13 protein-coding genes are annotated in these 12,607 nt (G+C 71.7%); 4 read left to right on the plus strand and 9 right to left on the minus strand.

Going from position 1 to position 12,607, the window contains the following annotated elements:
• Positions 1-31: 31 nt before the first annotated feature.
• Both ACFWEE_RS14680 and ACFWEE_RS14685 read left to right on the plus strand, forming a co-directional pair.
• On the plus strand, positions 32-760 hold the full coding sequence (locus ACFWEE_RS14680; RefSeq protein ID WP_386889146.1) for a response regulator transcription factor: 729 nt from the start codon (positions 32-34) through the stop codon (positions 758-760).
• Positions 757-2,169, plus strand: coding sequence for a sensor histidine kinase (locus ACFWEE_RS14685; RefSeq protein WP_386889147.1), 1,413 nt, complete (start codon positions 757-759; stop codon positions 2,167-2,169). Before ACFWEE_RS14680 ends, ACFWEE_RS14685 begins: the two co-directional genes overlap by 4 nt.
• A gap of 36 nt (positions 2,170-2,205) precedes the next feature.
• Here the strand turns inward: ACFWEE_RS14685 and ACFWEE_RS14690 are convergent, their stop codons facing one another.
• The 5 genes from ACFWEE_RS14690 to ACFWEE_RS14710 all read right to left on the minus strand — a co-directional run bounded on the left by ACFWEE_RS14690 (position 2,206) and on the right by ACFWEE_RS14710 (position 7,552).
• Complete coding sequence (locus ACFWEE_RS14690; RefSeq protein WP_386889149.1) at positions 2,206-4,644, minus strand: ATP-binding protein; 2,439 nt, start codon at positions 4,642-4,644, stop codon at positions 2,206-2,208.
• A 17-nt stretch (positions 4,645-4,661) separates the two neighbouring features.
• Positions 4,662-5,285 (minus strand): DUF6879 family protein, encoded by a 624-nt coding sequence (locus ACFWEE_RS14695; RefSeq protein WP_386889150.1) that lies wholly within the window; start codon positions 5,283-5,285, stop codon positions 4,662-4,664.
• Complete coding sequence (locus tag ACFWEE_RS14700) at positions 5,278-5,547, minus strand: hypothetical protein (RefSeq protein WP_386889151.1); 270 nt, start codon at positions 5,545-5,547, stop codon at positions 5,278-5,280. The genes ACFWEE_RS14695 and ACFWEE_RS14700 overlap by 8 nt, the downstream gene beginning before the upstream one ends.
• A gap of 162 nt (positions 5,548-5,709) precedes the next feature.
• Entirely contained in the window at positions 5,710-5,976 is a 267-nt protein-coding gene (locus ACFWEE_RS14705) for a hypothetical protein (RefSeq protein WP_386889152.1), read from the minus strand.
• Between the two features lie 250 nt (positions 5,977-6,226).
• Positions 6,227-7,552: a DUF4157 domain-containing protein gene (locus ACFWEE_RS14710; protein WP_386889153.1), complete on the minus strand. Its 1,326-nt coding sequence runs from the start codon at positions 7,550-7,552 to the stop codon at positions 6,227-6,229.
• Between the two features lie 644 nt (positions 7,553-8,196).
• On the opposite strand from ACFWEE_RS14710, the gene ACFWEE_RS14715 reads away from it, so the two are divergent.
• Positions 8,197-9,138: a class I SAM-dependent methyltransferase gene (locus tag ACFWEE_RS14715; RefSeq protein WP_386889155.1), complete on the plus strand. Its 942-nt coding sequence runs from the start codon at positions 8,197-8,199 to the stop codon at positions 9,136-9,138.
• A 168-nt stretch (positions 9,139-9,306) separates the two neighbouring features.
• Entirely contained in the window at positions 9,307-9,678 is a 372-nt protein-coding gene (locus ACFWEE_RS14720; RefSeq protein ID WP_386889157.1) for an FKBP-type peptidyl-prolyl cis-trans isomerase, read from the plus strand.
• 124 nt (positions 9,679-9,802) lie between these two features.
• On the opposite strand, the gene ACFWEE_RS14725 is transcribed toward ACFWEE_RS14720, so the two are convergent.
• The 4 genes from ACFWEE_RS14725 to ACFWEE_RS14740 form a co-directional block, all read right to left on the minus strand.
• Positions 9,803-10,453, minus strand: a complete 651-nt coding sequence (locus tag ACFWEE_RS14725; protein WP_386889158.1) for a hypothetical protein — start codon at positions 10,451-10,453, stop codon at positions 9,803-9,805.
• Between the two features lie 181 nt (positions 10,454-10,634).
• Positions 10,635-11,066: a hypothetical protein gene (locus ACFWEE_RS14730; RefSeq protein ID WP_386889159.1), complete on the minus strand. Its 432-nt coding sequence runs from the start codon at positions 11,064-11,066 to the stop codon at positions 10,635-10,637.
• A gap of 301 nt (positions 11,067-11,367) precedes the next feature.
• Complete coding sequence (locus ACFWEE_RS14735) at positions 11,368-11,562, minus strand: DUF397 domain-containing protein (RefSeq protein WP_386889161.1); 195 nt, start codon at positions 11,560-11,562, stop codon at positions 11,368-11,370.
• Positions 11,563-11,575: 13 nt separating this feature from the next.
• Complete coding sequence (locus tag ACFWEE_RS14740) at positions 11,576-12,427, minus strand: DUF5753 domain-containing protein (protein WP_386889162.1); 852 nt, start codon at positions 12,425-12,427, stop codon at positions 11,576-11,578.
• Between the last annotated feature and the right edge of the window lie 180 nt (positions 12,428-12,607).

Genomic DNA, 12,607 nt, shown 5'->3' on the forward strand with positions numbered 1-12,607 from the left:
GACCGCGCCTGCCGAGAGAGGACGCCGAGCGATGAGCCCCGCCGAAGACGGTCCGCAGCGCATCCTGATCGTCGACGACGAACCCGCCGTACGCGAGGCGCTCCAGCGCAGCCTCGCGTTCGAGGGGTACGCCACCGAGGTCGCGGTCGACGGCTACGACGCCCTCGCCAAGGCCGAGGCGTACCACCCCGACCTCATCGTGCTGGACATCCAGATGCCCCGGATGGACGGCCTCACCGCCGCACGCCGCATCCGGGCCACCGGGACCACCACGCCCATCCTGATGCTCACCGCCCGCGACACCGTGGGCGACAGGGTCACCGGCCTCGACGCGGGCGCCGACGACTACCTCGTGAAGCCCTTCGAACTGGACGAGCTCTTCGCCCGTATCCGCGCCCTGCTGCGCCGCAGCTCCTACGCGGTGGCGGCGAGCACGGAGATCACCGACGACGACGTGCTCTCCTTCGCCGACCTGCGCATGGACCTCGCGACCCGCGAGGTCACCCGGGGCAACCGGCCCGTCGAGCTGACCCGTACCGAGTTCACCCTGCTGGAGATGTTCCTCGCGCACCCGCGCCAGGTCCTCACCCGCGAACAGATCCTCAAGGCCGTCTGGGGCTTCGACTTCGAGCCCAGCTCCAACTCCCTGGACGTGTACGTGATGTACCTGCGCCGCAAGACCGAGGCCGCCGGTGAACCCCGCCTCGTGCACACCGTGCGCGGGGTGGGGTACGCCCTGCGCTCCGGCGGTGAGGGGTGAGGCGCCTGCTGAACCGGCTCCGCACCCTGCCGCTCCGGTCCCGCCTCGCCCTGCTGGTCGCGCTCGCGGTGGCCGTCGCGGTGGCGGCGGTCGCGGTGGCGTGCTGGTTCGTGACCAAGCAGCAGCTGGAACAGCGCATGGACGACTCGCTGCGCAGCTCCCGGCTGGGGAGCGGCTCCGCCAACGCCCTGCTCGGCTACTGCAACTCCGGCCGGCAGGGACAGATGCCGCCCTTCGTGCCCGGGGTCACCGTCCAGCTCATCGACTCCGACGGCACCGCGTGCTCCGCCGGTGACTCCGCCAAGATCCCGGTGACCGACGCCGACACGGCGGTCGCCGACGGCCGGGAGCGGTACGCCCTGCACACCGAGACGGCCGAGAACGGCGAACGGATGCGGGTCTACACCTACCGGCTGCTCACCGATCCTCCCACCGAAACCGCCGTCACCATCGGCCGCCCGATGAGCGAGGTCGACGACCCGCTCTCCGCGCTCGCCTGGCTGCTGCTCCTCGTCTCCGGGATCGGCGTCGTCGCCGCCGGGGCGGCCGGCACGTGGGTCGCCCGCTCCGGGCTGCGCCCGGTGGACGAACTGACCCTGGCAGTCGAGCACGTGGCCCGCACCGAGGACCTGACCGTCCGCATCCCGGTGGAGGGCGAGGACGAGATCGCCCGGCTGTCGCGCTCCTTCAACTCGATGACGGCCTCGCTCGCGTCCTCCCGCGACCGCCAGTCGCAGCTGATCGCCGACGCCGGGCACGAGCTGCGCACCCCGCTGACCTCGCTCCGCACCAACATCGAGCTGCTGGCCCGCAGCGAGGAGACCGGTCGGGCGATCCCGCCCGACGACCGCAAGGCCCTGATGGCCTCGGTCACCGCCCAGATGACGGAGCTGGCCGCACTCATCGGCGACCTCCAGGAATTGGCCCGCCCCGACGCCGCCCAGCCCGGCCCGCTGGAGGTGGTGGGCCTGCACGACATCACCCGTACCGCCCTGCAGCGCGCCCGGCTGCGCGGCCCCGAGCTGACCATCACCGCCGAGCTGGCCCCCTGGTACGTACGCGGCGAACCGGCCGCCCTCCAGCGGGCGATCGTCAACGTCCTGGACAACGCGGTGAAGTTCAGCCCGGCGCGCGGGACCATCGAGGTGACGCTCGACCGGGGCGAGTTGAAGGTGCGCGACCACGGCCCCGGCATCCCCGCCGACGACCTCCCGCACGTCTTCGAGCGCTTCTGGCGCTCCCCCTCCGCCCGCCAGCTCCCCGGCTCCGGCCTCGGGTTGTCGATCGTCGCCCGCTCCGTCCACCAGTCCGGCGGCGAGGTCGCGCTGCGCCCGGCGGCGGACGGCGACGGCACGGAGGCGGTCATCCGGCTGCCGGGGGCGCCGACGCCACCGCCGGAGATCGTCTGAGGGACGGTTCGCTCCTGCGCCCGCCCGATGCCGCCTTCAGCCATCGGACCGGGCCACCAGCGCCGCCACCCGCGCACGGACGGACATGGCTCTGGGGTCGGTGCAAGCGCTCAGGCACTCCAGGGCTTCGGCCCAGTGGGCGCGCGCGGCCTCCGGGTCCTCGCCCCGGACGGCGGTGGCCAGGTGGTCGAGTTCGAGGGCGAGCTGCCAGGTGTCGCCGAGGGCACGGTGGACGGCGGCGGCTCGGCGGTGGAAGGCGACGGCCTCACCGTGGCGGCCCATCGCCGCGTGCGTCCGGCCCGTGCCGCGCCAGGCGAGGGCTTCGCGGCTGCGGTCGCCGAGGCGCCGGTGGAGCATCGCCGAGCGCTGGTAGGAGATCAGGGCGTCGCCGTACCGGGCGGTGGCGTGCTGGACGTCGCCGAGGGTGAGGAGCCAGAAGCCTTCCCGGGTGTGGTCGCGGAGGGCGAGGGCGATGTCGAGTGCCTCGTCGACGGAGTGCCGTGCGCCCTCCGTGTCTCCCTCTTCGAGTCGCAGCTCGGCTGCGATCCTCAGGAGGTTGCCTTCACCTCCCCGGTCCCTCAGCGCCCTGTGCACAGCCAGCGCCTCGTCGACGGCCGAGGCTGCTTCGGGCAGGCGGCCGGCGCTCAGGCGCACTGCGGCGATGTTGGAGAGTGCGGTGGCGGCTCGCCGGTCGTCACCCAGGTCGCGGAATACGGACATGGCCTGCACGAAATGCGTTTCCGCCCGGTCGAGTTCACGCCTGCGCAGCTGGATCAGCCCGATGAGGTTGAGGGCCCTGGCCTCGTCGGTCCGGCTCCGCGCGCTGCGGGCCAGGGTGACGGCTCGCCCCAGTGCGTCCAGGCCCTCGGAGAAGTCGTTCAGGGCCCTGTGCGCGATGCCGGTGTTGATGAGCAGCCGGGCCTGCGCCCTCGGGTCCTCCTGCCTCGCGGCTGCCTCCGCTCCGATGCGGCCCGTCTCCAGCCAGTCCCGCTCCGACGCGGAAGGGGGCCGTGCGAACCACAGGAGGGTCGCCAGCTGCCAGGCGGTCCGGTCCAGTCCGCTTCGGGCGGCGTCCCGCACGACGGGGAGGAAGTTGGCGTGCTCCCGCTCCGACCAGTCGACGGCGGCGTTGTAGTCGGTGAATACGAGCGGCGTGACGCCTGGCGGGGGTTCCGCCAGCGGCAGGTGGTCCTCGGACGGGTAGAGCCAGCTCTGGGCGGCGTCGGCGGTGTGGAGGTACCAGCTCAGGACGCGCGCGCTCGCCGCCTGCCGTTGGTCGGCTGACTCCTCCGACTGAACCAGGCCAGTGGCGTAGGCACGCAGGAGGTCGTGGAACCGGAACCGGTCCGGGGCGGTCTGTTCCAGCAGGTGGGCACCGACGAGATCGTCGAGCAGCTGGCGGGCCCGGCCGGCAGGGAGTTCGCCGAGGGCCGCGGCGACCGCGAGGCTGAACTCCCCCGTGGGGTGGAGGCCGAGGAGCCGGAAGAGGTGGGCCGACTGCGCCGACAGTGCGCGGTAGGACCAGGCGAAGACCGAGCGGACGGCTTCGGCCTCCTCGTCGATACCGGTACTGAGGGCGTCCCAGAGACCGGACTCGTCCCGCAGATCGTCGATGAGCTCGCCCAGCCGCATGTGCGGGTGGCTGGCGGCCCGCTCGGCGGCGATCCGCAGAGCGAGCGGGAGATGGGCGCACAGGCGGGCCAGCTCCGCGAGTTCGCCCGCGTCGTCCTCGGGTCGGTAGCCCTCGGTGACCGCCCGCAGGAGCGCGACCGCCTCCGGCCCCGGAAGAGTGCCCAGAGTGATCCGGTGGGCACCGTCACGCACCGAGAGGGACGCCAGGCGGCTTCGGCTGGTGACGACGACGAGGCTCTCTCCACCACCGGGAAGCAGTGGCCGGACCTGGCCGACCGTCGCCGCGTTGTCCAGCAGAATCAGAACCCGGCGGTCGGCGAGCAGCGAACGGTACATCGCTGCCGCGTCGTCGACGTCCCTCGGAAGCTCGGCCGCCGCCACGCCCAGCGCCCGCAGGAAGCGCCGCAGCGCCTGGGAGGCGGTGACCGGGTCACCCGGGTCGTAGCCGCGGAGGTCGACGAAGAGCTGGCCGTCCGGGAACTGGTCCTTGACCTGGTGCGCCCAGTGCAGGACCAGCGAGGTCTTGCCCGCACCCGCCGTACCGGCCACCGTGTGGAGGGAGGCAGCAGCGTGCCCACCGGTTCGTCCGGCCAACGCGGCATTCAGCTGGGCCAGTTCGGTGGTGCGGTTGACGAACGTGTTGATGTCGCCGGGGAGCTGGCGCGGGACGGGCCTCGGCGGCTCCGTGGCGGCTCCCCGGTGGAAGTGGATGCCACCGGTGACGCTCCCCGCCTGTACGACATCGTGGGACGACCCGGAGAGGTCGTTCCGCGCGTCCCCGGCGCGTCCGTTTCTCCCGGCCGGTCCGTTTCTCCCGGCCGGTCCGTTTCCCTCGGTCGGCATGTCGGTCGATGCCCTGGTCAGGCCGGGGGCGGCGGCGGCAGGGCGGCCACGACGCGATGGAAGTACTCCTGGACGTCCTCGGCAGCCGCGTACAGCTCGCGCAGATACGCCGACCAGTTCCGCACCGTGCCGGGGTCGGTGAAGCGGACCGCGCCGTCCGGCCGGCCGGCGTCGGTGTACAGCACCCGGTAGAGCGTGCTCTCGTCCAGCAGGACCAGTTCCGGCAGCGGCGACCCGGCCTCGCTCGCCGCAACGGCGGAGGCGGGCAGAACGCGAACGGAATGCCCGCATTGGGCCGTCAGCCGGAGCCAGTGCAACTCCCACTGCACGTAGGGCGTCACGGGCGTCTCGACCACACGGATACGGTGGAAGACCACTCCCCGCGCCGCATCGTCCCGGGCCCTGCGCACCAAAGCGTCGCGCTCCGCCTCGAACAGCCGCAGCACAGTCGGCCAGTCCCCTTGGCGGAGCGCTTCTCGGCTGTCGTCGTCCGTCTCCTCGAAATGCTGCAAGCGCTCGAGTTTCCAGGCAGCGCGGTCACGGATCGCAGCCCGCCGCTCCCGGAAGCCGCGTTTGTAATCCTCCTGGGACACCCGCCTTCCCAGCTCGTCGGGGAGCTCAGGAGCGAGGAGATCAAGCATCGGGGATGTCCGCCTTCGCCTCACTCAGCATGTTGCCCGGGATGACGACCAGTCGCTCGTCCGTCCCCAGGCTCACCCCGTCCGGCAGGTGCGACCGGTAGTGGTCGGTGAGATCGCGACCGATCACGGCGACGTCGCCAGTGCTCAATTGCCAGATGTCCGGGCAGTCGTCCTCGTCCTTCGAATTGCCGAGCTCCGCCGCCGACTTGCCGAGGCGCCTGACGAACAGCGCGGACGGATCTGCTTCCCATCTGCGGGTCACGAACGCCTCCGGTAGCTGCCGAATCACTGACGGTGACCTGCAAAATACCAGGCGGGCCCCGGACGGGTGCACCGGAAAACCAGCCGTCCCGCGGCGAACCTCGCGACCGGCCTTCGGGCGCGGTGCACCCGTGCCCCGCACCCGAAGTACCGGCCGGATACGTCAACTCCCCAGCGTGGGCGGGGCCGGAGGCCCCCCGAAGGTGAGGTGGGAGAAGTCCCGCCCCTGGACCACGGCACCGTGCTGGGTGCCGCCACTGATCGTGTTGGTCACCGAGCCCTCGGACAACGCCGGCGCCCCGCGGAGCCACGCGTCCATCGCGGCGGCGAACTCCGGGTCCTCGGCCGCCCGCGCCACGAGGGCATCGCGCAACGCTTCCGCGCGTTCCGGTTCGCCCGGCGCCTCGCTCAGGGCTCCGAGTTCCGCCACGCCAGGGGCCGAGGTATCCGGTCGACCGCTGAACGGCCTCCGCACCAGATCACTCAGCGCGGCCCATGTCTGACGCCCCCACTCACCACCGGCCCCTCCCGCCAACGCCGCCAGCATCCCGACCGATACAGGGTTCAAAGCCCCGCTCCCCTCTCCTGCTCACTTCCCGGTCCCCTGGTTTCGGCCTACCCACCGGGGAGGGGTAGCCACCCCTGCCTCCTCGGCTCCCGGCGGGTCGGCGCAGCTGCTCTCAGAACCGGTCGTCGATGCTGAAGGCTTCGAACTCCGGGAGGGAGAGCCGAAGGTGTTCGGGCAGTTCGTGGGACGTGGCGGTTTCGGCGGACGGAGCCGGAGAGGGAACCCGCACGGGGGACGAGGCACGAGAAGGCTCCCGCACGACGGACGGGGCGGCGGAGGTGCCCCTTCTCCGGCGTGGCACGTTCTGCCCGGGATGCAGGGAGACGGCCGTGGAGACTCCGGCGGCCTCCTGCTCCCTCTTGAACTCCGAGAACTTCGCCACGTCGTCCACCGCGGCGTACGCGGAGGTGGCGATGATTCCGATGTAGGACAGACCCTGGAGGGCGGCGCCCGTCGAGGACTGGATGGCCTTCGCGTGCGGTTCGCTGAGCTGGCTGACGCCGTACAGGACGGCACTGCCCAGGTTCAGCAGGCCGAAGAGGACTCGGAAGGCGGCGGGACGGTTCTTGCTGTTCTTGCGGAGGTCGTAGCACCCCTTGACGATCTCTCCCAGCCCCACGGCTCCGTTCAGCGCGACGCCGCTCGCGTAGACCTTGGCGCCGTCCTCCGCCAGCCCGTTGCCGATCGCCTGGACGAGGAGGGGTACGGACTCGGGGACGATGCTGGCGAGAAGCTTCAGCGCGCGCTTCGTCTGCTCGTAGTCGTGCGGCTGCACCGCCCCGCTTTCCGCGTCCCGCTCGGGTGCCCGCTGGACCGACGCTCCGGTGTGCGCGGACGCAGGTGCGGGCCGCTCGCCGAACGCGGGCCCACCGCCGACGCGTTCACCGGCGACACGTTCACCGGCGATGCGTTCGCCGTCGACGCGTTCACCGTCGCCCGCCGTCGGCGCCGGTACCTTCGCCAGGAGGTGGGCGTACGACTCCGCCTCGTTCTCGTGCCGGTCGCCCTGGGCGGAGACGCGCAGACCGGCGCCGTTGTCGGTTCCGGCGACCTGGCCGCGCTGTTGCTGCCAGGTGTGGGTCAGTTCGTGCAGCAGGGTGTGTTCGTCCAGGCCCTGCCGGCCGGCCACGATGTGCCGCCCGGAGGTGTAGGCGCGGGCTCCGAGTTCGGCGGCCGAGCGGTGCGCCTCGGGGCCGTCGTGCACCCGTACGTCGCCGAGGTCCGTCCCCAGGCCCTGTTCGGCCTTGGCACGGATGCGCGGGTCGACGGGGGAGCCGGGGGTACGGAGCACGTCGAGGACCGACGACCGTTGCACCGGTGTGCCGTGGTCGCATCCGGCGCCGTGCTCGTGGTCCCCTCCCAGCGCCCGGGTCACGGCGGCGTTCCCGGCCAGCCGCTGGAGGTCGAGCACCGCTGCGGCCGACGCGGTGGCGGGCACGGAGCCCGTGCCCGCGCGGTGGTGTTGCGGGCGTAGCAGTGGGTTCCGGTCGGACTTCTCCGACGGTGTTTCGTACGAGTGCACCAGGGTCCCTGCCCCTCATCCGGTCACGGGCGGCGGCACGTTCGGCCGCCGCTGCCCCGGGAGGGGGGCGACGGGCCCGCACCACGCGCACCGGCCGGTCCGTGCGGACGAGCAGGGTGAGCACGACGAGCGGAGTGAGCAGGGCGAGCGGGGAGCCGCGCGGCGGATCGCTTCGTGGGTTTCGCGCACCGCCCCGTCCCGTGGGGGGTGCCACGCTGCGATCGCCGCAGGTTTCCGCACCGTCGATCCGCTCCCGGATCTTCACCAGGTCGACGGTAGGAAGATCCAACCGGGGTGGCGTACCGCCTTGACGCACCTCTGACGGGTTGCCCCACAACGTTGACGCGTCTCTGACTCCCCGGGTCGGGGCCTCGGCAGCGCGGGGCGGACCCGAGGAGTGACGGGGGCGCCAAGTAGGTCACATCTTCAGTAAGTTGACGTGTGTAAGAGTGACAAGCAGCATCCGCGGAACCGACGAAGGCCCCGCCCCTGGCCGGGCGAGACCTCCGTCTTCGCAGCGCCCGGTGATCGCCGTACGGGGGTGGTATTCACTGGCCCTCATGAGTGACATCGAGCGTACGGCGAGCCGCACCGCGGTCCTGGTGTGCCAGGGGCGGGCGGCGGCGGACGGCAGGATCGCGGTGGGCCGGTTCGCCGACCCGGTGGCGGTACGGCTGCTGCGCCCCGCCGAGCGGGTCCCGGTGGACGAGGTGCGCGCGGGCGCTCCCGCCGAGGCCGGGAGCTGGACGTCCCGGGCGGCGTACGAGCGCGTGCGGGCGGGCGCGGAGGTCATGGTGCCGCGCACGGTCGCCCTCGACGACGCCCTGCGCGGCCACCAGAACCCCCAGCTGGTGGTGCTCGGCACCGGGCTGGACACCCGGGCGTGGCGGCTGCCGGAGCTCGCGGAGACGGACGTGTGGGAGGTCGACCACCCCGCCTCCCAGCAGGACAAACGGGACCGCCTGGCCGACGCGGGGGCGCTGACCGACGCGGAGGCCCCGGCCGCCCCTGACCCCCTGGCCGCAGCGGGCGGCACCCTGCCCGCCACGGCTCGTTCCGTGCGCTTCACCCCCGTCGACTTCGCCACCGACGACCTGGACGGCGCGCTCCGGGCCGCCGGTCACGACGCGTCCGTGCCGACGACCTGGCTGTGGGAAGGGGTCGTCCCCTACCTGACGCGCGCCGAGGTACGGGCCACCGTGCGAGCGGTGTCCGGCCGTTCCGCACCGGGGAGCGCCCTGGTCCTCAACTACCAGAGCCCGTCGCTGAAGGCGTCCGTGGGCCGGCTGGTCGCGCGCGGGCTGAGCGGTTCCGTGACGGCGAAGGAGCCGTGGCGCTCGTTGTGGAAGCCGCGGCGGATGGCGGCTCTCCTCGCCGGGAACGGGCTGCGGATCGTCTCCGACGAAGACCTGCTGACGCTCGCGGAGCGCCTGGACACCGGCGCGCGGGGCCGCGCTTCGCTGCGTTCGGGGCGTGTCGCGGTGGCGGTCACCCGGGCGTGATCATGCTGCGGAATGCCGGTCCGGTGCCACACGGCGTTCAGCACCGCCCCGGGGTGCCGGGTCCGGGCGCCGGGCGAGTTCTGTAGCGTGATCACGACGCCGCACGGAGTGACCGTACGGCGCTTGATCGCCCCACCGGAGACTTCCGGCGGGCAGGAATGAGTGGCAATGAGCCTGGAGAAGCCCGAGGTCGATTTCCCGATCGGCGACGCTCCCACCGAGCTGGTCATCGAGGACATCGTGGTGGGAGACGGCCCCGAGGCGAAGGCCGGCGCCGTGGTCGAGGTCCACTACGTGGGCGTCACCTTCGAGACCGGCGAGGAGTTCGACGCCTCCTGGAACCGTGGGCAGACGTTCCGGTTCCCCCTGGGCGGCGGCCGGGTCATCAAGGGCTGGGACCAGGGCGTCGAGGGGATGAAGGTCGGCGGCCGTCGTCGGCTCACCATCCCCGCGCACCTCGCCTACGGCAACCAGTCGCCGTCCCCGCTGATCCCCGCGGGATCGACGCTCATCTTCGTCGTGGACCTGCTCGGCGTCTGAGGCGTCCGCGCTGCCCGGCCCGGCCGACCGGACCGGGTCTGTTCGGAGCGGAGCGGAACAGACCACGCCGAGGCCGGGCGGCACCCTCGATGAACGGCCCCGCGCCGCGCAGCACGCGGTCCCGTCACGTCCCGTCCCTGCCAGGGGCCCCCGGCAGTGGCGCGCCGATGGTCAGGCCGCCGTCGAGCCTGGCCACCAACTCGGCGGCGAGAGAGGGGACATGACGCTCGGCCCACTGCTCGGTGAGCGCGAGGAAGCCCTGCAGCCCCTCCCGCACGGTACGCAGGAGGGCCGGGATCTCGCCCACTGTGATCTCGACGAGCTGCCCGGGGAGCGCGTTCCCGGTGTCCGCGCCGTCCTGCCACAGCCGTACGACTCCGTCGGCGTGCTCAAGACGGGGTGAAGGGTCGTGGCCGAGCCACACCGTTCCCCCGTCCGCGACGTCGAGCCACGCGCGCCAGTCCTCCAGGCCGCAGCAGCATCCGGGATCGACCGTGGCATCGGTCCGGGTGTCGTGGACGCGCAGACCTCCTGGCGCGATCACCATGTCCGTCTCCAACAGGCCCCGCACCGCCTCAGCGGCATCGGCCGTGGGGAGGTCGTCGTCGTCCGCCCGCGCGTTGCAGTCGGCCAGAACGGCCAGCGCGGTGCCGACTTCGAGCGAGGACATACGACCCGACAGGGCCATGAACCCGTAGGGCGGCAGGTCGGCCACCGGCCAGAGGGAGAAGTCGGCGGTGTTCGAGGTTTCCAGGACGGCTTGCGCGATCAACACCGCGCCATTCTTGCCGGGTACGGGCCGGGCTGCCGGGAATTTGTCCCGGGGCCCCTTCGCCGGGCTCCGGAGGCCGACGGAGCCGGAATCACCCCGGCTGAGTCCACACCGGCCGGTTTCCACCGGGCCGGTATCCACCCGGTCGAGCCGACGCGACGGACCGCGGTGGAAGCGCCAAGGCTCAGCGACGGTCGCGCGGTCCGCCGTCGTCCGTCAGCCCGAGCACCACGCCCAGCCCCTCGCAGCGGACACCGGGACCCACCTCCGCGCGGACCAGCCGGTCCGCCTCACCCCACGGGCGTAACGTCCACTCGCTCCAGGTGTCCCCGTGCCGCAGGGCGAACCCGCACGCCTCGCCCCGGTGGAGCGCGCCGAGCGCCCCGATGCAGCCGCCACCCTCGTCCCAGCGCCGGGCCTCGACCGCTTCACCGGGCGGGAGTTGGGCGGCGATGGCACGCACCTGGTCCCGCACCCAGCGGATCGCCGCCAGCGCGGTCCGGGTGGTGCAGTGCGCGGCATCCACGATCTGGTCGACTTCGACCGTGCGGTAGGTGACCCGCTCACAGCGGAAGAGGCTCGGCGGAGAGGCGGCCGGGGGTTGCGAGTCGTGCACGGGGTGACCTCCTTGTCAGCGCCGAGGACGCCCCCGCCCGCAACCGGCGTGACGAGCCGCAGAGCAGGGGCGCACGGGCTCATCTCCCTCAACAGGCGCAGTTGCTCAGGGAGTTGACCGCCACGCGAGCGACGGCCGAGCAGTACGAAGCTAGCGCCCGGCATCCCCCGGTATCAAGAGTTTGACGTCTAACGAGTGAACCTCTGACCGCTACACATGTTGTACGTAAATCGAAAGCGGCCCCCACCTGCGCCGGTGAGGGCCGCTCGAAGCGCGTACCGCGATAAAGCCAGCGGCGCGATCACGCCAGGTCGTCGAACTCGCCTTCCTTCACACCACCCAGGAAGGCCCGGAGCTTGACGCGCGTCGTCCGGACGACCACGTCCGGGTTGTCGCTCTCGCGCAGCAGGATCTCGCCGTCATGCTCGGCCAGCTCCAGGCAGTTGTTGCCCTCAGGGGCCGACGACTTGGAGGACTTACGCCACTGAATTTCCATGGTTCTCACGCCTTCACACTTCTGATGCGATCTTTCGAATGAAGTCTCTGGAATCCTCCCGCCCGAGCGACAGCTCCTCCACCCGGTCCAACGCAGCACGGTAGTTGACGAGGCGGGTCTCAGAATCCAGGAATGCGGGCCCGGTCGCCGTGTCCATCTGGACGGTATCCAGCTGCGGTACCGGGCCGTAGACGTATTGTGTCGCGCTGCCGGTCTCCGGGAAGCCGCCCGCAGCGAAGGGAACCGCCTTGACCACGACGTTTTCCCGCTCCGACTCCTGGAGCAGATGATCGAGCTGACCGCGAGCCACCCGGGAACTCCCGAACACCATCCGGAGCGCGGCTTCGTGAATCAGGAACGTACACACCGGCGCATCGACCCGATCGAGAACGTCCCGACGCCTCAATCGATGCGAAAGCAGCCTCCGCCGACGCGCCGGGCTCAGTGGCGGCACCGCCTGGTCGAACACGGCGTTGGCATATCCCTCGTTCTGCAGCAAACCCGGCTGGTAGATCACCTGCATCGACCGAATGCCGACCGCGTGATGCTCCAGTTCCGCCAGATCCAGGGCCCCACTGGAGAACTCGCCGCGGTACTCCTCCCACCAGCCCTTGACCCGCTCTTCCGCCATCGCGGCCAGGGCCTCCACATAGGCGCTGTCGGGGCATCCGTAGCCGCCGGCCCAGGCACGCACCCGATCACCACTCACCCCGAACCGCCCGGATTCCGTGTTGCTGATGGCGGTACGGTCCGCGCCGAGCAAGGTCGCCGCCTCGGCCAGGGCGAGCCCCGCCTGCTGACGCATCTTGCGCAGCTCGATCCCCACGCGGCACTGCCGGGCCGTGGGCGCCTTTCTCGGTGGCATGACGCTCTCCTCTGGTCGGCTCACAGTCTCGTTGGCGGCCTCACCGTAATCCATTCGGTCACTTAATGAGCCGATTCGGGTGCACAAGTGAGACCGCGCGCTAGTGTCTCCTCACAGCACCGGCTTTCAGGTCAAACAGCCCGAAGTGCAGCCGTACACGCGCGCCTTGAGGGCGTTCCA

The organism is Streptomyces sp. NPDC060184 (assembly GCF_042728795.1).
Taxonomy (GTDB): Bacteria; Actinomycetota; Actinomycetes; order Streptomycetales; family Streptomycetaceae; genus Streptomyces.

Coding starts and splice junctions, on each gene's coding strand:
- ACFWEE_RS14680 (WP_386889146.1), top strand. CDS start 32: ATGAGCCCCGCCGAAGACGGTCCGCAGCGCATCCTGATCGTCGACGAC.
- ACFWEE_RS14690 (WP_386889149.1), bottom strand. CDS start 4,644: ATGCCGACCGAGGGAAACGGACCGGCCGGGAGAAACGGACCGGCCGGG.
- ACFWEE_RS14695 (WP_386889150.1), bottom strand. CDS start 5,285: ATGCTTGATCTCCTCGCTCCTGAGCTCCCCGACGAGCTGGGAAGGCGG.
- ACFWEE_RS14715 (WP_386889155.1), top strand. CDS start 8,197: ATGAGTGACATCGAGCGTACGGCGAGCCGCACCGCGGTCCTGGTGTGC.
- ACFWEE_RS14720 (WP_386889157.1), top strand. CDS start 9,307: ATGAGCCTGGAGAAGCCCGAGGTCGATTTCCCGATCGGCGACGCTCCC.
- ACFWEE_RS14735 (WP_386889161.1), bottom strand. CDS start 11,562: ATGGAAATTCAGTGGCGTAAGTCCTCCAAGTCGTCGGCCCCTGAGGGC.
- ACFWEE_RS14740 (WP_386889162.1), bottom strand. CDS start 12,427: ATGCCACCGAGAAAGGCGCCCACGGCCCGGCAGTGCCGCGTGGGGATC.